24 protein-coding genes are annotated in these 22,773 nt (G+C 51.7%); 12 read left to right on the top strand and 12 right to left on the bottom strand.

Annotation, left to right across the window (positions count from 1 at the left end; all coding sequences use genetic code 11):
• Positions 1 to 167 precede the first annotated feature (167 nt).
• Together rraB and VPR01S_RS18305 are read left to right on the top strand one after the other, a co-directional pair.
• Positions 168 to 587, top strand: a complete 420-nt coding sequence (gene rraB, locus VPR01S_RS18310) for a ribonuclease E inhibitor RraB (protein ID WP_021706863.1) — start codon at positions 168 to 170, stop codon at positions 585 to 587.
• Positions 588 to 718: 131 nt separating this feature from the next.
• Positions 719 to 1,522, top strand: coding sequence for a glycosyl hydrolase 2 galactose-binding domain-containing protein (locus VPR01S_RS18305; protein WP_021706862.1), 804 nt, complete (start codon positions 719 to 721; stop codon positions 1,520 to 1,522).
• A 3-nt stretch (positions 1,523 to 1,525) separates the two neighbouring features.
• On the opposite strand, the gene VPR01S_RS18300 is transcribed toward VPR01S_RS18305, so the two are convergent.
• The 5 genes from VPR01S_RS18300 to argR all read right to left on the bottom strand — a co-directional run bounded on the left by VPR01S_RS18300 (position 1,526) and on the right by argR (position 7,125).
• Positions 1,526 to 1,921, bottom strand: a complete 396-nt coding sequence (locus VPR01S_RS18300) for a DUF2061 domain-containing protein (RefSeq protein ID WP_021706861.1) — start codon at positions 1,919 to 1,921, stop codon at positions 1,526 to 1,528.
• A gap of 149 nt (positions 1,922 to 2,070) precedes the next feature.
• Positions 2,071 to 2,508 carry a universal stress protein gene (locus VPR01S_RS18295; RefSeq protein ID WP_021706860.1) on the bottom strand — a complete coding sequence of 146 codons (438 nt, stop codon included), beginning with the start codon at positions 2,506 to 2,508 and terminating at the stop codon, positions 2,071 to 2,073.
• Positions 2,509 to 2,583: 75 nt separating this feature from the next.
• Complete coding sequence (locus VPR01S_RS18290) at positions 2,584 to 5,163, bottom strand: TRAP transporter permease (RefSeq protein ID WP_021706859.1); 2,580 nt, start codon at positions 5,161 to 5,163, stop codon at positions 2,584 to 2,586.
• Positions 5,164 to 5,353: 190 nt separating this feature from the next.
• A complete protein-coding gene (locus VPR01S_RS18285) occupies positions 5,354 to 6,322 on the bottom strand; it encodes a TAXI family TRAP transporter solute-binding subunit (RefSeq protein ID WP_021706858.1) in 969 nt (322 codons plus the stop codon).
• A gap of 332 nt (positions 6,323 to 6,654) precedes the next feature.
• Positions 6,655 to 7,125: a transcriptional regulator ArgR gene (gene argR / locus VPR01S_RS18280; RefSeq protein WP_021706857.1), complete on the bottom strand. Its 471-nt coding sequence runs from the start codon at positions 7,123 to 7,125 to the stop codon at positions 6,655 to 6,657.
• Between the two features lie 329 nt (positions 7,126 to 7,454).
• On the opposite strand from argR, the gene mdh reads away from it, so the two are divergent.
• On the top strand, positions 7,455 to 8,390 hold the full coding sequence (mdh, locus tag VPR01S_RS18275) for a malate dehydrogenase (protein WP_021706856.1): 936 nt from the start codon (positions 7,455 to 7,457) through the stop codon (positions 8,388 to 8,390).
• A 115-nt stretch (positions 8,391 to 8,505) separates the two neighbouring features.
• The gene (locus VPR01S_RS18270) at positions 8,506 to 8,697 is read left to right on the top strand and encodes a hypothetical protein (protein WP_040903103.1); all 192 of its coding nucleotides are present in this window, start codon (positions 8,506 to 8,508) and stop codon (positions 8,695 to 8,697) included.
• Positions 8,698 to 8,757: 60 nt separating this feature from the next.
• On the opposite strand, the gene ispB is transcribed toward VPR01S_RS18270, so the two are convergent.
• Positions 8,758 to 9,729 (bottom strand): octaprenyl diphosphate synthase, encoded by a 972-nt coding sequence (gene ispB / locus VPR01S_RS18265; RefSeq protein WP_021706854.1) that lies wholly within the window; start codon positions 9,727 to 9,729, stop codon positions 8,758 to 8,760.
• A gap of 256 nt (positions 9,730 to 9,985) precedes the next feature.
• Here ispB and rplU point away from each other — a divergent pair, with 256 nt between their 5' ends.
• From rplU to folA, 6 genes are all read left to right on the top strand, one after another.
• Positions 9,986 to 10,297, top strand: coding sequence for a 50S ribosomal protein L21 (gene rplU / locus VPR01S_RS18260; RefSeq protein WP_021706853.1), 312 nt, complete (start codon positions 9,986 to 9,988; stop codon positions 10,295 to 10,297).
• A 20-nt stretch (positions 10,298 to 10,317) separates the two neighbouring features.
• Positions 10,318 to 10,575, top strand: coding sequence for a 50S ribosomal protein L27 (gene rpmA / locus VPR01S_RS18255; protein WP_021706852.1), 258 nt, complete (start codon positions 10,318 to 10,320; stop codon positions 10,573 to 10,575).
• Positions 10,576 to 10,744: 169 nt separating this feature from the next.
• Complete coding sequence (cgtA, locus tag VPR01S_RS18250) at positions 10,745 to 11,917, top strand: Obg family GTPase CgtA (RefSeq protein WP_021706851.1); 1,173 nt, start codon at positions 10,745 to 10,747, stop codon at positions 11,915 to 11,917.
• 117 nt (positions 11,918 to 12,034) lie between these two features.
• Positions 12,035 to 12,796 (top strand): threonine/serine exporter family protein, encoded by a 762-nt coding sequence (locus VPR01S_RS18245; protein ID WP_021706850.1) that lies wholly within the window; start codon positions 12,035 to 12,037, stop codon positions 12,794 to 12,796.
• 1 nt (position 12,797) lies between these two features.
• On the top strand, positions 12,798 to 13,271 hold the full coding sequence (locus VPR01S_RS18240) for a threonine/serine exporter family protein (RefSeq protein WP_021706849.1): 474 nt from the start codon (positions 12,798 to 12,800) through the stop codon (positions 13,269 to 13,271).
• A 12-nt stretch (positions 13,272 to 13,283) separates the two neighbouring features.
• Positions 13,284 to 13,766 carry a type 3 dihydrofolate reductase gene (folA, locus tag VPR01S_RS18235; RefSeq protein ID WP_021706848.1) on the top strand — a complete coding sequence of 161 codons (483 nt, stop codon included), beginning with the start codon at positions 13,284 to 13,286 and terminating at the stop codon, positions 13,764 to 13,766.
• 32 nt (positions 13,767 to 13,798) lie between these two features.
• Here folA and apaH read toward each other — a convergent pair whose 3' ends face one another.
• The 6 genes from apaH to lptD all read right to left on the bottom strand — a co-directional run bounded on the left by apaH (position 13,799) and on the right by lptD (position 20,585).
• Positions 13,799 to 14,611 (bottom strand): bis(5'-nucleosyl)-tetraphosphatase (symmetrical) ApaH, encoded by an 813-nt coding sequence (gene apaH / locus VPR01S_RS18230; protein WP_021706847.1) that lies wholly within the window; start codon positions 14,609 to 14,611, stop codon positions 13,799 to 13,801.
• 15 nt (positions 14,612 to 14,626) lie between these two features.
• Positions 14,627 to 15,007, bottom strand: a complete 381-nt coding sequence (gene apaG / locus VPR01S_RS18225; RefSeq protein WP_021706846.1) for a Co2+/Mg2+ efflux facilitator ApaG/CorD — start codon at positions 15,005 to 15,007, stop codon at positions 14,627 to 14,629.
• A 64-nt stretch (positions 15,008 to 15,071) separates the two neighbouring features.
• A complete protein-coding gene (rsmA, locus tag VPR01S_RS18220; RefSeq protein ID WP_021706845.1) occupies positions 15,072 to 15,878 on the bottom strand; it encodes a 16S rRNA (adenine(1518)-N(6)/adenine(1519)-N(6))-dimethyltransferase RsmA in 807 nt (268 codons plus the stop codon).
• Positions 15,879 to 15,893: 15 nt separating this feature from the next.
• On the bottom strand, positions 15,894 to 16,889 hold the full coding sequence (gene pdxA / locus VPR01S_RS18215) for a 4-hydroxythreonine-4-phosphate dehydrogenase PdxA (RefSeq protein WP_040903102.1): 996 nt from the start codon (positions 16,887 to 16,889) through the stop codon (positions 15,894 to 15,896).
• Positions 16,876 to 18,174, bottom strand: a complete 1,299-nt coding sequence (gene surA / locus VPR01S_RS18210) for a peptidylprolyl isomerase SurA (RefSeq protein ID WP_021706843.1) — start codon at positions 18,172 to 18,174, stop codon at positions 16,876 to 16,878. Before surA ends, pdxA begins: the two co-directional genes overlap by 14 nt.
• A 50-nt stretch (positions 18,175 to 18,224) precedes the next feature.
• The gene (gene lptD, locus VPR01S_RS18205; RefSeq protein ID WP_021706842.1) at positions 18,225 to 20,585 is read right to left on the bottom strand and encodes an LPS assembly protein LptD; all 2,361 of its coding nucleotides are present in this window, start codon (positions 20,583 to 20,585) and stop codon (positions 18,225 to 18,227) included.
• 149 nt (positions 20,586 to 20,734) lie between these two features.
• On the opposite strand from lptD, the gene djlA reads away from it, so the two are divergent.
• Both djlA and VPR01S_RS18195 read left to right on the top strand, forming a co-directional pair.
• Entirely contained in the window at positions 20,735 to 21,583 is an 849-nt protein-coding gene (gene djlA / locus VPR01S_RS18200) for a co-chaperone DjlA (RefSeq protein WP_021706841.1), read from the top strand.
• A 142-nt stretch (positions 21,584 to 21,725) separates the two neighbouring features.
• Positions 21,726 to 22,763, top strand: a complete 1,038-nt coding sequence (locus VPR01S_RS18195) for a DUF4382 domain-containing protein (RefSeq protein WP_040903101.1) — start codon at positions 21,726 to 21,728, stop codon at positions 22,761 to 22,763.
• The last annotated feature ends 10 nt before the right edge of the window (positions 22,764 to 22,773 follow it).

Below are 22,773 nucleotides of genomic sequence, written 5' to 3'. Positions count from 1 at the left end.
GGCTAAAAATGTTAATTTTTTGTGTATTTGCACGCGGTTCTTTTCCGCTCTGCGCGCCTGGTGCGCTAAAGATCCGGATCATTCGGGTTTCGAGGTGGTAATTCCACGCGATCCATGCCATATTTCGTCGCAATTCAAATGATCCTTTTTACTGTCTGGAGCACCTTATGTCGCATGAAGATGAATACATGTCTGTGGAAGAACTGATCGAGATTCAAAAAGAAGATACTCGCGACATCATTCAGGCCTTGTTGGAAGATGGCAGTGATCCAGATGCGCTGTATGAGATCGAACACCACCTGTTTGCGGAAGATTTTGATACGCTGGAAAAAGCGGTCGTCGAAGCATTTAAGATGGGGTTCGAAGTACTTGAAGCGGAAGAAACTGAAGATGAAGACGGCAACAAACTTTTGTGTTGCGACGCGACTATGGAATCGGCCCTGAATGCTGAAGCGATTGACGCTCAGGCGGAAAAACTGATTCACCTTGCCGAAAAATACGACATCATCTACGACGGATGGGGTACCTACTACGAAGGTGAAGATGCTCTGTACAACGACGAAGATGAGGACGAAGAAGACGCTTAATTGTCTTGGTCGAAAATCAATGGATACCAGCCGATGTCGGCTGGTATTTTTTTGTCTGTCGACAAACTCATGTCCTTATGGAATGAGATTCATTATACTTTTAACCTTTCATTCAACGATGTTTTGATATCATGCAGCTAACACTGGCCGGTCTCTGGCAACTTTCTCCGCTCACCGATCTCTCCATTCCTCAGGACGACATCACGTTTCCCGGACCGCTGAGCTGTGTCCTGCCATCATCGCTGAGTGAAGCGGACATTGCCCGTCAAGAATGGCACCTGATGCACGACATTGAGGTTGATGACGCTATGCTGGCGTTTCCAGCCGTGGATCTGGTGATCACGGGGATCGATTTTCATGCCGAAGTTCGCGTTAACGGCGTGGCGGTGTTTGATTGTGACGCGACCCACAATGAGTATCGCAAGGAGATTCGGCCGTATCTGCAGCGTGGCCGCAACCGGTTTGAAATTCTGTTTCTCCAAGAAGAAGATGACTGGCTGATCGATGACGAGCCAGCCACGCCGCTCTGCCCGTTGGGAGAAAGTGCTTACCGGATTAGTGATGCGCGCATCGGGGTTTGGCAAGTGCCGTATTTGCAGTTTATCCGCCATGTGCGTCTTGAACACATTACCACGGAACAAATCTGGCATTATGGGGGCGGGTGTGAATTTCTGGTCGACTTGCACTATCAGACCTACACCCCTGGCCTGGTCTCAGCGTCCGTCAAGTTTAACGGCATGACTTATCAGTTGCCGATAGATGTTCGCAGCGACCACGCCAGTGCACTGTTTCAGGTTGAGGCGCCGATCTATGTTGACCCTCTTCATCCGATGCCCGAGCAGCTCTATCTGCTGGAAATCATGCTCGACGGTCAGAGCCGGCGTTTGCACATCGGCCTGAGCGAAAATCAGTGTGTAACGCACTACCCAGTGTAGAGATCAGTGCGTGCAAACCAGACTGAATGACTGTTTTGATGACTGCTTACGTTGCCAGAAGGTCTCATGGAAATAGTACGCACAGGTATTAATGGTTGGTTCAATCGCCGCCATGATGCCACCGACAAATGCGTCACCAGTCAACACGTATACCACGCTGAACGCCACACTGAAGTGCACCACGGCGAAGCTGGTGGTTTTGATCCGTGCAGATCGGGCGAGTGTTTTTAGTGAGGAAAATGTGTTCCACGCTTTTTCGTGAAAGTAGAACGCCACCGTGTTGACCATAGGTTCAATCATCGCGATCAGGCTGCCTACAATGATATCTCCGGTCAGCACGTACGCCACGGTGAATGCGATAGTAAAATGAATCGTTGCAAAACTGAGCGTTTTTTTCATAGTGAATGCCTGATGAGTGGTTGTCTCGATATGACTATTATTGATAATCATTCTCATAAAATAAAATGGAATATTTCAATAATATCAATAGGCAAAAACTATTAATGTAGCGCTGAATAAAAAAGGCGCCTACTGGCGCCAGATTGGTTTCAGCCCTGTGGTTTCACCACGAGCACATTGATAGGTGAGCTCTGAACCACTTTGCTGGCCACAGAGCCAAGCATGACTTTGTCCATTTTGGAACGCTTGTGACTTGGCATCACGATAAGATCCGCACCGAGTTTGTCCGCGTAGTCGAGGATGGTTCGGTAGGCTTTTCCTTCAGCCACATGGATCTGGTACACCACCTCATCATCTATCTGCTTTTCCGCAAACTGTTTTAGTTGGGCTTTCACATCGGCTTTCATTTTCTTGGCAGCGTCTTTGGGGAAGTAAGTTGCGACCATCGACATGTGAATCCCCGGTAATACCGTCAAAAGATGCACTTCGGCGTTGGAATGTTTGGCGTGCCAAACCGCCAGTTGAACGGCTTTATCGGAAAAGCCTTTTTCATTGAGGTCAACGGGAACCAGGATTTGTTTAAACATAGGTCATTCTCTTGTCGGGTGGCTTGTGCCACTTGATCCTTTGTGTCAGGCTCCGGCTTGCGGAGCCTGATTCTGTTATGCGCTGACCGGTATACGACGTGCGCGACGTTTCTGATTCAGACCCAGAGCGATCAAGATCAACAAGGCCGGAATGAACACCCACTCTTTCATCGGACGATCTGCTTCTTGAACGATCGACTCGATCTCCCAATCAAAGTCAATACCGGCCGCTTCTGCTGGACTACCGAATTCCACCATATCGACCAGCATTTTGCCGTCGCTTTGAGTCAGAGTCAGTCCCATCGAGCTGAGACGCGCTTTGGCGCTGGTGGCCTGTTCGTCAAACGGCAGGCTGACGATTTTCTCAATGTGTTCACCTTCGAGATTGTCGCCACTGACTTTCAGTTCCAGCGATTGTCCTACATGCAGTTGTTCGACAACTTGCGCTATCTCAACGCCTGGGGTAATAACCTTCGCTGGGTACACCATGTCCCACCAGAAGCCCGGACGGAAGAAGGAAAAAGTCAGAACCAGAAGCAGCAGAGTCTCCCACCAGCGGTTCTTGGTGAACCACCACCCCTGAGTGGCTGCGGAGAAGATCAACATGGCGATGATCGAGGAGATCACCGTGAGCATCAGATGCCACCAACTGTCGATGCCGATCAGCAACAGCTGGGTATTGAAGATGAACATGAACGGCAAAATGGCGGTTCGGATATCGTATGTGAAACCCTGAATACCGGTTCGGATCGGATCCGATTTGGCGATCGCGGCAGCGGCGAAGGCCGCCAGACCTACCGGAGGCGTATCGTCGGCCAAAATACCGAAGTAGAACACAAACAGATGCACCGCGATCAACGGAATGATCATGCCGTGCTGGGCGCCCAATGTGACGATCACCGGAGCCATTAGTGTTGACACCACGATGTAGTTAGCGGTGGTTGGCAGGCCCATGCCCAGAATCAAACTGATCACCGCGGTAAACAGCAGCATCAAGATCACACTACCGCCAGAAATGAACTCAACGAAATCGGTCATTACCAGACCAATACCGGTTAAGGTCACGACACCGACGACGGTCCCAGCGGCGGCGGTCGCCACCCCGATGCCGATCATATTGCGCGCACCGGACACCAGACTCTCTGCCAGATCAACAAACCCGGCTTTGGTCTGTTCCCCCATGTCGTTGCTCTGGTTAAAGATCGCCATCAACGGACGCTGGGTGATCAGAATAAAGATCATAAACACGGTTGCCCAGAATGCGGACAGGCCCGGTGAGAAACGCTCGACGGTCAGACACCACACCAGAACCACGATAGGGAGCAGGTAATGCAGGCCGGACTTGATCGTCGGGCCGGAATCAGGCACTTCTTGAATATCGGCGTCGATTTCAATATCGCCCTCGTGGGCAAAGCGCGATGAGATACGTACCAGCAAAACGTACGCGATAAGCAGCACTGCGGTGACAATCGGAGTGGCGGCGGCGCCAAAGACGTCCTTGGTCCAGCCCACGCCATAGTAAACCAGTGCGCTGAGCACGCACAGCCCCAAAATGGTACCGGTAAATGACAGCATGCTTTGCAGCAGCGTCGGATTATGACGACGTGGCAGGCCGGTCATGCCCGCTTTGCATGCTTCCAGATGAACGATGTAGATCAGGGCGATGTAGGAGATCAGCGCGGGCAGCAGCGCAGCTTTGATCACTTCAACGTAAGAAATACCCACGTATTCCACCATTAGGAAGGCTGCAGCGCCCATGATCGGTGGTGTGAGCTGTCCATTGGTGGACGCGGCAACTTCTACAGCACCAGCTTTGGTGCCCGGAAAACCGACCCGTTTCATCAGCGGAATGGTGAAAGTCCCGGTGGTCACGACGTTAGCAATCGAGGAGCCAGACACTAGGCCAGACAGACCGGAGGCCACCACGGCGGCTTTGGCCGGGCCACCACGCATGTGACCTAACAAGGAAAACGCTACTTTGATGAAGTAGGCGCCAGCACCTGCGCGCTCAAGCATGGCCCCAAACAGAACAAACAGGAACACGAACGAGGTAGAGACGCCCAGGGCAACCCCAAACACCCCTTCGGTCGTCAGCCACAAGTGTGACATGGCTTTGTTCAGGCTGGCCCCTTTGTGGGCGATCACATCGGGCATATACGGGCCGCCGAAGGTGTACAGCAGGAAGACGGCGGCGACGATCATCAGCGGTGGACCGAGCGCACGTCGGGTGGCCTCAAGCAGCAGCAACATACCAATCACTGAAACGACAATGTCCAGTGTGGTAGGGGCCCCAGAGCGCCCAGCCAGCTCCGCATAGAACAGGTAAATATAGGCCGCCGAGAAGCTGCCAGCCAGCGCCAGCACCCAGTCGATCAGAGGGATATGATCACGGGAAGAGTGCTTCAACGCCGGATAGGCGGTGAACGCTAGAAAGATGGCGAAGGTCAAATGAATAGAGCGAGCCTGGGTGTCATTGAGGACACCAAAGTCAAAAATGAACGGTAGAGGTGAAGCGTACCAAAGCTGGAAGAGTGACCAGCACAGCGGTACAAACCACAAGATGCGGCCCGGAATGCCACTTGGATTACGGGCTCCGGTATCGGACTGAGCCACCATGTCTTGCACATCTTGCGACGAATGATTTGTCTGCGTCATGTACTTTATCCTTATTATAAACGGTCCTGCCTGTCAGTGTTTGGACCACGACTTTGCCACTACTCAGTGTAGTGGATTGAGAGCAAGTTGTTTTCTCAGGTTGTACGAAAGGTGGCTTTCCAAAAGGAAGAAAACCAAAGGTATGAGGATGGTAGGGAGGTCTGGCGACCTCCCCGTCAGCAGGGCTGAATTACTTCAGCAAACCCACTTCTTTGTAGTATTTTTCCGCACCCGGATGCAGAGGGATAGACAGACCGGCTTTCACCATGTCTTCTTTTTTCAGGTTGGCGAATGCCGGGTGAAGACGTTTGAAGGTATCAAAGTTTTCGAATACCGCTTTCGCCACATTGTAAGCCACGTCGTCGGACACGTCGGTGGATGTCACCATAGTGGCGGCAACACCAAAGCTCTTCACGTCTTTATCTGTGCCACGATACATGCCGGCAGGAACCTTGCTGTAAGCGTAGTATGGGTTGTCTGCGACGATCTTGTCGATCTGTGGGCCAGTCGCAGGTACCAGTTTCGCGTCACAAGATGTGGTGGCCTCTTTAATCGAACCGTTCGGGTGACCAACCATATAGATAAATGCGTCGATTTTGTTGTCGCACAGGGCTTGCGAGCGCTCAGAACCTTTCAGCTCTGACGCCAGTTTGAAACTGTCGTTGGTCCAGCCCATGGCTTCCATCACCACGCCCATTGTCGCGCGGTCACCTGAGCCTGGGTTACCGATGTTGACACGTTTTCCAGCCAGATCGGTCACGTTCTCGATGCCTGAGTCTGCACGAGCGATGATGTTAAAAGGTTCGGTGTGCAGAGAGAACATCGCGCGAAGTTTTTTGTATGGGCCTTGCTCGGCAAACTTACTGGTGCCGTTGTAGCCGTGGTATTGCCAATCTGACTGAACGATACCGAAATCCAGCTCGCCGGCGCGAATGGTATTGACGTTGTAGATCGAACCGCCGGTTGACTCTACCGAACAACGGATGTTGTGATCCTTACGGCCTTTGTTCACCAGCTTACAGATCGCCCCACCAGTCGGGTAGTAAACGCCGGTGACGGAACCGGTACCAATCGTGATGAATTCCTGAGCGTTAACCGCGCCTGCACCCATTACTGCGGCTGCAATCGCACCGACCTTAATCAAATTTTTAAATGCCATGAATTTCCCTTCCTTTATTTATTATTAACCCACCGCAAGTGTAGTCGCTGGGGGAGTTTCCCATACTGGAAACGGCATCTTTTTCAAATCCGCGAGTTGAAAAAGTGCCTGAATAATAGCAAAAAATTGGCAGATAATTACAAGGATGTTAAAAAATATAGAGAATTGGGCTAAAATGTAAGCAGATTTGCATGGCGAAAATATGGGCTAATTCTCTTATTAATCATCAGTTTATGATTAACTAACCAGCAAGCCTTTGATTTTTAAAGATGTGATATAAGTCACGCGTTAAAAAATTGGCGTGACTTATATGAAAGAGCGGAAAGTGGAATTTATCCAGTGTATTCAAACAGTTCACATACGGACTGAAACAGTTGCTCTGTGGTGACGTTCAGGGTCGGGGTAATGAAAATAGTGTCATCACCCGCGACGACACCCAGAATGCCTTCCGACTTGCCGAGCGAATCCAGCAGACGGGCAATCAACTGCGCCGCACCCGGACCAGTGTGAATGACCACCAGGGCTTGGTTATGGTCGACATCCAGTACCAGTTCACGCAGCGAGCTGGAGACCGTCGGAACGCCTAATTCGGCTGGCAGACAGTAAACCATCTCCATTTTGGCATTGCGCGTACGTACTGCACCAAATTTGGTCAGCATACGTGAGACTTTGGACTGGTTGATGTTCTCAAAGCCTTCGTGCTTGAGCGCTTCAACAATGTCGCCCTGAGAGCCAAAGCGCTCTTCTTTCAACAGCGCTTTAAACGCGCGGACCAAATTATCTTGTTTCTCTGAATTACGCATAGTTCTTCTTCTGCTTCGGAAAATCAGCTGGTGCATATTTTCGCATAGTCATGCACTCGGCGCCAAACCCAGGTGCAAAACTGTCTAACACATCACTGTAAACTTTCACCACTTTACTGAGAATTATCGATGTAACTCTTTGTCATTAAGGTAATTAATATGATAATCACCGCTGTCGGTGTAGCACGAAAAAGTGGAGTTGCGCAAAGTCGCAAAGCTGACGTTAATTGATTGTAATCAACTTGTGATTGCTATAGGTTGAGTGCAGCTGTTTATATAGAATGCCCTACAAGAATGTAATAAGAGATCTACTCTCAAGGAGAACTACAATGAAAGTAGCTGTTATTGGTGCCGCTGGTGGCATCGGTCAAGCCCTAGCCCTTCTTCTTAAAAACCGCCTTCCTGCGGGTTCTGATTTAGCCCTGTACGACATTGCTCCGGTTACGCCAGGTGTGGCGGCCGATCTGAGTCATATCCCAACGCCTGTATCGATCAAAGGTTACGCAGGTGAAGATCCAACGCCAGCACTGGAAGGTGCAGACGTGGTCCTGATCTCTGCAGGTGTTGCGCGTAAGCCGGGTATGGATCGTGCGGATCTGTTTAATGTGAATGCCGGTATCGTAAAATCACTGGCGGAAAAGATCGCGGTAGTATGCCCAACGGCGTGTATCGGTATCATCACGAACCCAGTCAACACCACAGTGCCAATCGCAGCTGAAGTGCTGAAAAAAGCAGGTGTATACGACAAGCGTAAACTGTTTGGTGTGACAACGCTGGACGTGATCCGCTCGGAAACGTTCGTCGCTGAACTGAAAGACAAAGATCCAGGCGAGATCCGCGTGCCTGTGATCGGCGGCCACTCGGGCGTGACAATTCTGCCTTTGTTGTCTCAGGTCGAAGGCGTTGAATTTACCGCAGAAGAGATCGATGCTCTGACCAAACGTATCCAGAATGCGGGTACCGAAGTGGTGGAAGCGAAAGCGGGCGGCGGCTCGGCAACTCTGTCTATGGGTCAGGCGGCGTGTCGCTTTGGCCTGTCTCTGGTGAAAGCACTTCAGGGTGAACCTGGAGTGGTGGAATGTGCTTATGTTGAAGGTGACGGTCAACACGCGCCGTTCTTTGCACAGCCAGTGAAACTGGGTAAAGACGGGGTGGATGAAATCCTAAGTTATGGCGCCCTGAGCCAGTATGAGCAAGCTGCGCTGGAAGGTATGTTGACAACGCTGCAAGGCGATATTGAGACCGGTGTTGAGTTTGTTAAATAAGCCAGTCTAACCGTGTGTTGCAAGCCGATCCTGTGGATCGGCTTTTTTGATCCTGATGATCGTGTATGGCGTAAACTTAAAGGGAACCCCAAGTCATGCGTTGCGGGAGGGAGAGATGGACATAGCGCAAATTAGAAAAGGCATGGTGGTGGAGTGTTCACAAGGTGTGGGGACCGTACTGGTGGTCGACCGTGAAACTCAATCGGTGTTGCTGGAAAAACAGGACACTCATGAGCAACTGGCCGTGGATGCCGGAGAGATCGAATTTAACCCACAACTGCACACTGGCTGCGAACGCTATTACTGAGCCACAGATACCATAAAGGGGAGCCTGGCTCCCCTTTACTCTGGATGTCGTACCGCTGAGTTACTTGCTGCGGTTGACCGACAAATGAGCCAGAGCGATCAACGCTTGTTTGTATTCTGAGTCGGGCAGTACCGCCAGTTCGGCAATCGCTTTATCCGCTTCTTGCAGCGCTTTTTGCGTGGTGTACTCCAGAGAACCGGCCTGGTCCATAACCGCCAGAATGTCGTTCAGTCGTTCCATTCCGTTAGCTTTCTCTATCGCTTCCCGAATCATGGTGGCTTGCTCGGCGTTACCATGACGCATGGCGTGCAGCAGTGGCAGTGTCGGTTTTCCTTCTGCGAGGTCATCGCCGACGTTTTTGCCCATTTCTTCGCCGTCAGAGCTGTAATCCATCACGTCATCAATCAACTGGAATGCAGTGCCCAGGTACTTGCCATAGTTCTGCAGAGCCAGTTCGATCTCTTGCGATGAATCGGTCAGAATGGCACCAATTTGGGTGGCGGCTTCGAACAGACGAGCGGTTTTTGAGTAGATGACCTGCATGTAACTCTCTTCGGTGGTGTCCGGATCGTTGCAGTTCATCAGTTGCTGCACTTCACCTTCGGCGATCACGTTCACCGCATCACTCATCAGTTTGAGGATCTTCATGGATCCCAGTTCCGTCATCATCTGGAACGAACGGGTGTAGATAAAATCCCCGACCAGTACGCTGGCTGCATTGCCAAACGCCGCATTGGCGGTCGCTTTGCCCCGGCGCATATCGGACTCGTCCACCACGTCATCGTGCAAGAGTGTCGCCGTGTGGATGAATTCAATGAAGGCCGCTGCCATGGTATGGCCGTTGCCCTGATAACCCAGTGCGCGAGCGGACAAGACCGCCAAAAGGGGACGCAGACGCTTACCTCCCCCACTAACGATATAAAAACCGAGCTGATTGATTAGAGAAACGTCAGAGTTAAGTTGGGCTTGAATTGTTTCATTCACTTTTGCCATGTCGTCGGCAGTAAGCGCTTGGATAGCTTTAAAATCCATTGTAAATCCGGCTGAGGTTAGAACCCATAAGGTCTTTTATCTACTTTAATTCTTGAATAATACACTAAAAAACGTTGATAAATACATTGCTTAAAGGCATGATTGCGGCACTTTTCTTTGGCGATTAGCTTTTCGCCAATTTTTTCAAAATATGGCTTGTCATAGGGGCATCCTTTCTGTAGAATCTGCGCCCTATTGATGATTAGTTTAGCGCACACCCTCATGAAAAGGCTGTGCGGAAAAAGCGGAGTAAAATATGTACGCTGTTTTCCAATCTGGTGGTAAACAACACCGTGTAAGCGAAGGTCAAACTCTTCGTTTAGAGAAATTAGACGTTGAAACTGGCGCAACTGTAGAATTTGATAAAGTTCTGCTGGTTGCTAACGGTGAAAACATTCAAGTTGGTGCACCTCTTGTAGAGGGTGGCAAAGTTGTTGCTGAAGTAGTACAGCACGGTCGTGGCGATAAAGTTAAAATCGTTAAGTTCCGTCGTCGTAAGCACTCTCGTAAGCAACAGGGTCACCGTCAGTGGTTCACTGAAGTGAAGATCACTGGTATCAACGCTTAATCTAATAGGAGAGTTTAACAATGGCACACAAAAAAGCTGGTGGTTCTACTCGTAACGGCCGCGATTCAGAAAGCAAACGTCTTGGTGTTAAGCGTTTCGGTGGTGAATCGGTACTAGCAGGTAACATCATTGTTCGTCAACGTGGTACTAAATTCCACGCTGGTAACAACGTTGGCCTAGGTAAAGACCACACTCTGTTCGCTCTGACTGACGGCAAAGTTAAGTTTGAGACGAAAGGTCCTAAAAACCGTAAATTCGTAAGCATCGAAGCTGAATAATTTAGGTTTCTAGCTGAATTCAAAAGCCCTGCCGATTCGGCGGGGTTTTTTATTTATACAGAGAGCAAAGACCTTAGACCCTAGACCCTAGCAAGCGGGGAGACTGGGATCTACAGTCTAAGGTTTACTAGACTTATATTGACTTCCCACGCAAACGAGTGGAGGAAAAATGAAGTTCGTTGATGAAGCGGTAATTAAAGTTCAGGCAGGCGATGGCGGCAACGGTGTCGTCAGCTTCTGGCGTGAAAAATTCGTTGCGAAAGGTGGCCCGGATGGTGGCGACGGTGGCGACGGTGGTGATGTTTACATCGAAGCCGATGAGAACCTTAATACCTTGATTGATTACCGCTTCCAGCGCTTCTATGAAGCGGAACGCGGTGAAAATGGCCGCGGTGGTAACTGTACCGGTAAGCGCGGTAAAGACAAAGTCATGCGTGTTCCGGTGGGGACGCGAGCGGTCGACATTCATACCAATGAAATTGTCGGTGAAGTGGCTGAGCACGGCAAAAAGGTCATGGTGGCGAAAGGTGGCTGGCACGGACTGGGTAACACCCGTTTTAAGTCTTCGGTCAACCGTGCGCCGCGCCAAAAGACAATGGGTACCAAAGGTGAAGTGCGTGAACTGCGGCTGGAACTGTTGCTGCTGGCGGATGTCGGTATGCTTGGTTTGCCAAACGCGGGTAAGTCAACCTTCATCCGTGCGGTATCGGCGGCCAAACCTAAAGTGGCGGACTATCCGTTTACCACGTTGATCCCGAGCTTGGGTGTGGTGAGTGTGGTCCCTGAAAAGAGCTTTGTGGTGGCGGACATTCCGGGTCTGATTGAGGGCGCTGCGGACGGCGCGGGCTTGGGCATTCGCTTCCTGAAGCACCTGGAACGTTGTCGTGTTTTGCTGCATATGATCGATATCATGCCGATCGATCAATCCGATCCGGTTGAAAATGCGCTGACGATCATCGATGAGCTGGAACAGTACAGTGAGAAACTGGCGGATAAACCACGTTGGCTGGTTTTCAACAAGGTTGATCTGATGCCGGAAGAGGAAGCGGACGAAGTGATCCAACGGATCCTCGACGCTCTGGGCTGGGAAGAGCAATACTTCAAGATCTCTGCGGTGAATAAACAGGGCACCAAAGAGCTGTGCTACAAACTGGCGGACTTCATGGAAACGCTGCCGCGCGATGTGGAAGAGCGCAGTGATGAAGAAAAAGTCGAGTTTATGTGGGATGACTACCACAAAGACGCGATGGCCGGTGACAATGTGGTCACCGAAGATGACTGGGATGATGAAGATTGGGACGACGAAGAAGATGACGGGCACGTTATCTACGTTCGCGACTGATTGAAATCCGTTAAAAAGCCGCAATGTCTATTGCGGCTTTTTTGTGTCTAAATCATGATTCTGACTGATGTTTTCAGGCACAATAACGCGATACCTAAATGGAGTTAGAGACACACTATGGCATCGGAACAGCGGGCGGTGTCCCGTTTAATTGCCCAGGCCGGGCAAATGTTACTGGCCCATGGCGCAGAGAGTACGTTGGTGGGTGATATTATGCGTCGTATCGGACTTGCGAGTGGCATGAATGAGGTGGAAGTCTCGTTGTCCGCCAGCTCGCTGGTGATCACCACGGTGTACGACGGGCATTGTATTACCACTGCCCGGCGTTGCCCGGATCGTGGCATCAACATGCGTGTGGTCACACAGGTACAACGGATTTGTATCATGCTCGAGCGTGGCATCATTGATCCGCCGATGGCGCAGCACAAATTGGAGAAGATCAGCCCGGCGCGTTACAACCGCTGGTTGGTGCTGGTGATGATTGGCTTGTCCTGTGCTTCGTTCAGCCGGCTGGCAGGCGGTGACTGGAGTGTGTTTACGATGACGTTTCTCGCTTCATCGGTTGGTATGGTGGTGCGCCAGGAGATCGGTCACCGCCATTTCAATCCACTGCTCAACTTCACCGCAACAGCCTTTGTCACCACCGTGATTTCCGCTCAGGCGGTGACATTGCAAATTGGTAATCGCCCTGAACTGGCGATGGCGTCGTCCGTACTGATGCTGGTACCGGGATTTCCATTGATCAATGCCGTTGCTGACATGTTGAAAGGCTACATCAATATGGGGATTGCACGGTTTACCATGGCCAGCTTGCTGACGTTGGCGACGAGCTTAGGTATTGTGGCTGCGATGACGCTGATCGGCGTATGGGGGTGGTGAGATGCTGAGTTGGACGCTGTTGCTGGGATTACTCAATGACATGTTTTTTGCCGCCATTCCGGCGGTGGGATTTGCTCTGGTGTTTAATGTGCCAGTGCCGGCACTCAAGTACTGTGCATTGGGCGGCGCGCTGGGGCACGGTGCGCGTTATCTGATGATGCAGTTTGGCATTCCGATTGAGTGGGCGACGTTTTTTGCCGCAACGTTGGTGGGAATGATCGGCGTGCACTGGTCGCACAAATTCCTCGCCCACCCGAAAGTGTTTACTGTGGCAGCATTGATCCCTATGGTGCCTGGGGTGTTTGCGTTTAAAGCCATGATTGCTATGGTCGAAATCAATCATCTGGGCTATCAGCCAGCCTTAATTGCGACGCTGATGGAAAACTTTCTCAAGGCGATGTTCATTATTGCCGGTCTGGCGGTTGGTCTGGCCGTTCCCGGGCTGTTATTCTACCGTCGTCGACCGATTGTTTAGATAGGAAAAGTTATGATCATCAGTATGATTGCCGCGATGGCAGAGCAGCGTATCATTGGCAAAGACAATCAAATGCCATGGCATTTACCTGCGGATTTCGCCTGGTTTAAGCGCTGTACGTTAGGCAAGCCGGTGGTGATGGGGCGCAAAACGTATGATTCAATTGGCCGTCCTCTGCCGGGACGGATGAACATCGTTATCAGTCGTGATGCATCGCTTATCATTGACGGCGTGACCACCGTGACCTCAATTGAATCGGCGCTGGAAGCCGCTGGCGATGCGGAAGAGGTGATGATTATCGGCGGCGGTAGCATCTATCGGACTTGCCTGCCGCAAGCTGACAAATTATATCTGACGTTCATTGACACCCAAGTGGATGGTGACACCCGGTTTCCTGATTGGGGAGAAGCGTTTGAAGAGATCCACAGTGAAGAGTATGCCCGGGATGAGAAAAACGCTTACGATATGCGTTTTACCATCTGGCAACGCCGTTGATGTCATCGCCCACCCCTCCGGTGGGCGTAATCTCAGGCGGTCGTCAGAGCAGGTTGATGGAACCAGCGCTGATCTTCCCAACGGAGCATCGTGAGGCTGCCGCCCCAGACACAGCCGGTATCGAGTCCGATCACACTTTCTCCCTGATAACCTTCCAACGCCGCCCAATGACCAAACAAAACCGGTTTTGCCAACTGAATGCGTTGCGGTAAACGGAACCAGGGCATCAGTTCCTGGGGACTGACCTCGTTAGGGGGCAGCTTACATGCCATGTCGAGTCGTCCGTCCGGCAAGCAAAAGCGCATCCGGGTATACGCATTGATGATGTAACGATAACGCTCCAGCCCTGATAAGGTCGGCTGCCAGAAATCCGGCGTGTTGCTGTACATATGCTCAATTAGCCAAGGCCAGTGTTCACTGCGTAGCACGTGCTCTACTTCTCGGGCGCACTGACGCGCGGTATCCAGATCCCATTGCGGGGAGATCCCAGCATGGGCCATCACAAACTGATCGTGTTCCGCCAACAGGGGCTGTTGACGCAACCAGGCCAGCAACTCGTCGCGATCCGGTGCGTCGAAAATCGGCTGGGTTTGATCTTTCTTTTTGACTTTGTGGATCCCAAGCGATACGGCCAGAAGATGCAGATCATGATTCCCCAGTACCACGGTCGCGTTGTCGCCCAGATCGCGTACAAAACGCAGTGTCTCAAGGGATTTGGGGCCTCTGGCCACTAAGTCACCCGCCAGCCATAAGTGATCGTTGTCCGCGCAAAAGCCGGCCTGAGTCAGCAGTGCCTGCAACTCATCAAAGCAACCTTGAATATCACCAACAATATATGTCGACACAGCAACTCCGTTCGGTTAGTTCAGCACATTCGGTACCGCCAGGCGGAACGGATCGATTTCAGCGCTGAATTCCACGCCTTTACTGTCGTGCATGATGTACTGGCCTTGCATGACGCCGACCGGGGTTTCCAGTGCCGTTCCACTGCTGTAGGTGTATTCGTCGTTGCCGTCGATAAACGGCTGCTTGCCGACAACGCCTTCACCTTCTACCGACATTTGTTTGCCGTTAGCATCGGTGATTAACCAGCGTCTGCTGATCAGCTGCACGGTTTCTGTACTGAGGTTTTTAATCGTGATCATGTAGGCAAACACATAGCGCTGCAGTTCCGGATTGGATTGCTCGGCGATGTATTTGGTGTGAACCTGAACTTTGATGCAAGGTGAGGATACGTCCATGGCAACTCCTTACTTGTCTTAACAGACAAAAGCCGATAGCAGTGCTATCGGCTTGATGATGCAATTATTGGTGGTGAGCGTCCAGCCAGTTGGCCATCGCGACAAACTGCTCCAGAGTCAGATTCTCCGGACGAACGCCTGAGTTGATGCCCAGTTGTTCAAACTCGTTGTCACCCAGCAGGCCTTTGTAGCAGTTTCGCACGGTTTTACGGCGTTGATTGAAGCCTTCGCGGCAGACGCGATCCAGCCATTTGAGACTGGTGGCCGGGTGCGGTAGATCTTCATAAGGCACCAGACGCACAACCGCTGAATCTACTTTTGGTGGCGGGACAAACGCCGTTGGTGGCACTTCCAGTACAGGCATGACTTTACAGTAGTACTGCGCCATGACGGTCAGGCGACCATACGCTTTGCTGCCAGGGCCGGCGGCCAAGCGGTTGACCACCTCTTTTTGCAGCATAAAGTGCATGTCCTGAATGTCTTTATGGAACTCAAACAGGTGGAACATCAGCGGCGTAGAGATGTTGTAAGGCAGGTTACCGAAAATACGTAACTTGTTGTTTGGCTTGACCAGTTGTGTGAAGTCAAAGCGCATGGCATCGCCTTCATGAATGGTCAGTTTGTCTGCCAGTTCCGGGTGGTTGCGTAAACGCTCCGCCAGATCGCGATCGAGTTCAATCACGGTCATCTTATCGATTTCGCGGCCAACCGGTTCGGTAATAGCGCCCAGGCCCGGGCCGATCTCAACCAGATTCTGGCCTGGTTTTGGGTTGATGGCTGAGACAATGCCATCAATGATATACGGATCGTTCAGAAAGTTTTGACCAAAACGTTTACGCGCTTTGTGCCCTAAATGGACATCATTTCTCATAGTCATCTCAAAAAATTAATTCGGTTGCTTTTCTACTAATTCAATAGCGTGTGTCAGTGCTGTTCTAAAGCTCCCTGTGTCCGCTCGTCCTGTCCCTGCCAGATCGAGAGCGGTACCGTGATCGACCGAAGTTCTTATAAAGGGTAGACCAAGGGTGATATTTACTGAACGGCCGAAGCCTTTAAACTTCAGAACCGGCAACACCTGGTCGTGGTACATGCCCAGTACGGCATCGGCCTCGTCGAGGTATTTCTGGTTGAAGATCGTATCCGCCGGCAACGGGCCGACCAGATTCATGCCATGTTCGTCGCGCAGCCGCTCCAGTGTCGGAGAGATGGTTTCGATCTCTTCCATCCCCAGACAGCCGTCTTCGCCAGCGTGTGGGTTCAGTCCGCAGACATATATCTTGGGTTGCTCAATGGCAAATTTCTCAACCAGATCCTGATGCAGGATATGAATGATTTTTTCCAGACGTTCGCTGGTGACGGCTTTAGACACATAGGCCAATGGAATGTGAGTGGTCACCAGTGCCACACGCAGCCCTTCGGTTGCCAGCATCATTACTACCAGCGGTGTTGCTGACTTTTCCGCGAAGAATTCTGTGTGTCCGCTGAACGCAACGCCTGCCCGGTTGATCACCCCCTTGTGCACAGGGCCGGTGACAATAGCATCAAATTCACCGCTCATACAGCCCAAAGCGGCTCTTTCCAGTGTTTTTAATACGTAGTGACCGTTGGCTTCATCCAGTTGTCCAGTGCTGCAAGGCGCTGCCAGAGGAATATGGTCCACCACCAATGAGCCTGCGGTTTGCGCCACAGGAGCTTTGGCAGCATCGTAGTCGAGCAGCTTGACCTCAACGCCAAGTTGCTTGGCGCGCTCGGCCAACAGCGACTTGTCGGCACTGACGACAATCTGGTGTTCCCAGCTTTCTGTTGAGAGAGCCAGCACCAGATCCGGTCCAATCCCCGCCGGCTCACCGGCGGTCACCACGATTCGTTTAGTTGTTGCCATCGTTTTCGTCATTCAGTTGTTCAACAAAGGCACTGGCCCGCATTTCTTGCAGCCATGCACTGGCTTCTTCATTGAATTTACGATTAAACAAAATTCGGTAAGCTTTGTTTTTCAGCGCAGCATCGGTGCGGTCAACCTGACGACGCGCCATTACTTCAACAATGTGCCAGCCGTGTACGGTTTTGAATGGCTCACTGATTTGCCCAATTGGCAGAGTTTCGACCTGATGCTTGAATTCTGGTACGTACAGATCCGGGGTTTGATAGCCCAGGCTACCGCCCTGAGCGGCCGAGCCCGGATCCTGACTGTACTGTTTCGCCAGTTCTGCAAAGCTGGCTTTGCCTTCTCGAATTTGACGGATAAAGTCATTCAGCTCTTTTTGTGCCCCCTCATCGCTGAGGATGACGGTCGGCTTGATCAGAATGTGGCGCGCGTTGACTTCCGTTACTGCCACTGTCTCCAGACCTTTCACGTCGTCGATTTTCAGAATGTGGAAACCGACACCGCTGCGAAACGGTCCGATAATCGTGCCTTTGCTCTGAAAGCTGATTTGATCGGCAAAAATGGTTGGCATCTCTTCTTTGCGCATCCAGCCCCAGTCACCGCCTTGCAGTGCTTTTGGTCCTTTCGAGTAAGTGTATGCCATGGTTGCGAAGTCTGCGCCGGATTTGAGTTTCGCGACCAGATCGTTGGCTTGTTTCTCAACGTCGGCTTTATCGACGCCTTCGTCGACGCGCAACTGGATATGGGAGATTTTATACTGCACCGTGGCATTGGTTTCCTGAGCCAGCAGGTTTGCCAGGTTGTCTACTTCGGCCGGTAAAATATTGATGCGGCGACGAACCAGCGCATTGCGCGCTTCACTGGCGGCGATCTCTTTACGGATCTGCTCACGGTAATCCGCCCAGGTCAGACCTTCTGCTGCCACAGCCGCCTGCAGTTGCTCCAGCGACTGGTCGTTTTTCTGCGCAATGTCACCAATGGCTTGGTTGAGACGGTTGTCGTCAACACGCACACCGATACGCTCTGCTTCTTGTTGCTGAATGGTGTCCATGATCAGCTTCTCGGTCACCTGTTCTTTCAGGACCGAATCTGGTGGCAGGGTTTGCGCGTTTTTCTTGGCATTGGCGCGAATGGTTTTCATCGCTGAGTAGATGTCACTTTGCAATACCACACCGTCGTTGACGATGACCGCGATCTGATCCAGCTCACGCGGTGCAGCGTGGGCCAGGGTCACTGTGCAGGTTGTCAGCAGAGTGATGAGGGTAGCTTTCCAGGATTTCATTTATCGTCCTATCTATAAAACCGGTCTGCCTGTGAGGCAGACCGAGATCATTAGTTGTTCAAGAAGAATGGGCGGCCGTAGCCCAGAGCATTGCCAGCACCGCTGACACCAGTTGCACTGGAGTCTGATCCGACTGAGGTACCGAAACCGATGATACCGAAGTTAACACTGAAGTTGTTCTCATATTCAGGATCTGCGTCTGGGTAAGCACCGAACGATGGGTCCCATTTACGCAGCTGGTTACTGTAGGTAAAGCCGATGTACCAGCAGTCTGAACGGTAGTTCAGGTTAGCCAACCATTCGATGTCTTGATCTATGGTCAGGTCGTAGAAGTACTGAGCACTGGCCGACCAGTTGCGGTTCAGCTTGTAACTGCCCAGCAGACCGAGCTGGGAGATGCCGTCTTTGGTGATGTTGTCGGTGTTAAAAGTGACGGTTTCATCAATGTAGTCTTTATCGACGTAACGGTAGTTGGTCTGCACGTAGCCCGCATTGAAACGGTATTCCAGCGTGCTGTTGGCGGACTGAACCGAGCTGGAGTCGATGTCATACTGAATCCCACCATGGTAGAACAGCGCATCTGCATAGTTGAAGTCCATCTCTACTGCCCAAGCGGAGTAGTTGGTGTCTTCATCGTTGTTGCTGTCTTCGTAAGGGGATGAATCTTTCGTGCCTTTGTCCAGGAAGAAAATCTGACCAAACGAGATATTTAGACGCTCTTTGTAGCCATCATCGAAGAAACGCGTGGTGGCCCCGTAACTGACCTGGTTGGCTGGTGCGATGTAGTCGACACTGCTGTACTTACGGCTGCGGAACAGACCATAGTAGTCAGTTTGCAGCAGCGTGGTGTCGTACCAGCCGATGTTGTCCTGTTTTTCGTTCGGCACGTACAGATACTGAACCTGAGGTTCCAGCGTCTGAGTGTAGCCATCAATAAAGGTGGTGCCGCGCTCAAGGACCACACCGGCATGGGTGCGGAACTGCGGGATCACCCGGGTGAGGTTCTCGTCCAGATTCTCGTACGCCTCATTGGTGCGATCCACTCCTTCCAGATCCTGATGGTAGTATGTGGTCAGCAAGCGCGCTTCTGTGGTCCAGGTACCCCAGGTGTTGCCCACCGGCACGGTCAGACCCGGCTCAATATGGACGCGGGTGGCCGACGGCTTGCCTCTGGCGTCGGTATCAAAACGTGAAATGCTGCTCAGCATGTCAAAGTCCAGATAACGCATCAGCTCAGGTGAGTAGTAGTTAAACGCCAGCTGTGGCATCAGACGATACGGCTGGTTGGTGTTGGTCGGGTCGTCGGTCAACAACTGGAAGTCCCGCACCAGTACTGACGCGTCCCAGTTGTTGGAGCGGTACGTCGCTTCGCCTTCCTGGATCAGCTGGCCGTCTTCACGGTTACCTATGCTGGAGTCAACGTCGGAGAAGTAATCAATGTCACTGACTTTGGAATAATCAATGTCGAATTTCCACGCTTGACGGAAAATACCGCTGTGACGGTACTGGATACCCCAGCGATCGCCTTTTTCCTGGTATTTCTGATCATCCGGCAGATATTCAAATTCGATGCCACCTTTACCCAGCACGTTGAGGTAGCGGAACTCGCCGTTCAACTGTGTGCCGCGCTCCGACATGTATTTGAACGTGGTGGTTAAGTCGTACTGTGGATGGATGTTCCAGTAAATTGGCACCTCCATCTCGTAACCGTCGCTCGAACCGTACGAGACGGTCGGGTATAGGAAGCCGGTTTTACGCGTGTCACCGATCGGCACGGTCAACCAGGGCAGATAAAATACCGGCACGTTCTGGATTTCAAAACGTGGGTTGTAGAACGTGGCCTGTTCTTCATTCTGATCAACGTCGATGCTGGTGGCGACCATGCGCCACGCGTTGTCACCGTCTGGGCAGGAGGTAATCGAGCCGTCTTCAATCTCGTACACGGCTTTGCCAGTTTTGGAGATGTAGACCGCATGACCGCGGCCCGGCTCACACAGGAATTTGTACTTGGTGTTCTCTAAGGTCACCTGATCCGTGTTGAGATCGTTGGTGGCGCGATCGGAGAGACCTTTTAGTTGGCCATCGCTGAAGTTAACGTTACCTTCAGCGACCACGATGTTCTCTTTTTGGTGCAGGGTGACGTTATCTGCAATAATGCGTTTCTTACCTTGGGTGACAACCACGTTACCGCTGTAGGTCGCTTTTTCGCCGTTTACTGCTTCCAGCGCATCCGCTTCAACGTTAATTGGTTGTTCGTTCGGGTTTTCGGGGTCTGGCTGATTGATCAAGCATTGATCTATAGCGGGCAGTTCCTGCACACTATCCTCTACCGTCGCTTCGGCTTGAGTCGGAGGCACAAAAAAAGCAGCACTGATTGAAGCGGCCAATAGGGTTAGGGGAAAACGTGGCATCGAGTTTTACTATCCTGTTGAACTTGATTTCTTCGGTGAATAGGTGACCGAATGTTAAATAAATCGGCCCTTATCATAAAGTAATTTGAAGCTTACGGCACTATCAGACCACTGAACCACAGAAAAATTCATAGATTGAGAGCACATAAATGCAGATTTTTGGCAAAATCCTGGGCGGTTTTTTTGGTTTTCTTTTCGGGGGACCGTTTGGCGCCATACTGGGGATCTTCATCGGCCACCAGTTTGATAAAGCCCGCCGCATGAGTCAGGCGGGATTCCGTACCGGCGCATTCGGTTCGGGGCCAAGCCAGACAGAAAAACAAGAAGAATTCTTTAAAGCAGCGTTTGCGGTGATGGGACATGTGGCCAAAGCCAAAGGCCAGGTGACACCGCAGGAGATCGAACTGGCGACCATTATGATGGATCGCATGAATCTGCACGGTGAGCAGCGCCGTGCAGCGCAGGACGCTTTCCGTGATGGCAAGAGCCCGGATTTTCCGCTTGAAAGCACGCTGGAGCGGGTGCGCATTTCGACGGGGGGCCGTTTTGACCTATTGCAGTTCTTTCTCGAGCTGCAAATATCGGCGGCGTTTGCCGATGGCAGCCTGCATCCGAGTGAACGCAATGTCCTGCACAAAATCGCTCGTGGCCTGGGTTTTTCGTCCGAGCAACTCGAACAACGTCTGCGGATGCAGGAAGCGGCGTTTCGCTTTCAGCATGGGGGCGGGCAGCAAAGTGGCCAGCGTTCCCATCAGTCTGGTTGGCAACAAGCGTCTCGGACCAATCACCTTGCCGATGCCTACGACGTGCTTGGTGTGAGTGAGAGTGACGATGCGAAAACGATCAAGCGTGCGTATCGCAAACTGATGAATGAACACCATCCTGATAAGTTGATGGCGAAAGGTCTGCCACCGGAAATGATGAATGTGGCCAAAGAAAAATCGCAGGAAATCCAGAACGCCTACGATTTGATTAAAAAAGTCAAAGGGTTCAAATAGCGCACGCGGAAGCAGGATCGCACTTTACCTGAGTATTGCCATTTACTAACCAAACGCTGACCCTTAAACGGGGCAGCGTGCCCATATGTTTGCTAATGTTTTATTTGTTAATAAGAAAAGTCACTTATTCAAGGTAATACATATGAAACATTGGAATATGGCGATGGTTGCCGGAGCTGTGGCTCTGGCTTTGACTGGTTGTGGTTCAGATTCAGGATCGGATTCGAACTCAACCACACCAGTGACGTTATCGGTATCGGATGCGCCGGTGGACGATGTCTCCGAAGTAGTCGTGACCTACAGCAAAGTCGCGTTTCTGCCACTGGGTGGCGGTGATCCGGTTGTGGTCGAGGTGTACAAACGCGATGCTGAGGGAAATTTGATTGACGAGAACGGCGATCCACTGCCGGACGGTCAGGAACCGTTGCCGTTGAGTGTCAACCTGCTGGATTTCCAGGGCAGTGACGCGCAGGCTCTGGTGGAAGACCAGGTCTTAGGCAACGGTGACTACAAACTGTGCGTGTTCGCCAACGACGGTGACCATCCTGAGTACCCTTCTTATGTCGTTGAAACCGCTTCCGGTAACCAGTATCCGCTGACGGTCAAAGGTGAGGGCAAGTGCCCTCAAGGGGTTGGTGAAGAACCTAACGCCGGCGTGTTGTACTTTAACGACACCTTTACGGTTAATAACCAGAACGACGATTTTGTCCTGGAGTTTGATCTACGGCGTGGCCTCAAAGAGGACACCACGTCACCAGACAACTACACCATTCAGCGTACGTCCGTGGCGCTGGTTAATACCGTGACCACCGGAGAGATTGAAGGGGAGATTGCCACGGCCACTTATGGCGCATGCGAAACGGATTCGCCATCCGGTAATGGCTACGCGCATGCTGTTTACCTGTACTCGGGCGATGTCGCCCAAGCTGATATGGGCACTTTTGCCGGAACGGGCAGCGTTGCGCCACTGAGCGCCGCCAATGTCACAACCGACGATAACGGCGTAAGCTACGAATACGAATTCGGCTATCTGGCGCCGGGCACTTATTCGATCGGCTACACCTGTACTGCGAACGATGACTCGGAAGAGGGCATTGTGGACGGTGAAACTTTCCGTATCCACGCGTCTCAGAGTAATATCGTGGTGACGGCAGGGCAAGATAGCGAAGCCAATCTGTAACGATGACCAG

Origin of the sequence: Vibrio proteolyticus NBRC 13287 (assembly GCF_000467125.1) — a bacterium.
GTDB classification, from domain to species: Bacteria; Pseudomonadota; Gammaproteobacteria; order Enterobacterales; family Vibrionaceae; genus Vibrio; species Vibrio proteolyticus.
The sequence above is the reverse complement of the archived record's forward strand: the minus strand, read 5'-3'. Positions and strand labels throughout refer to the sequence as shown.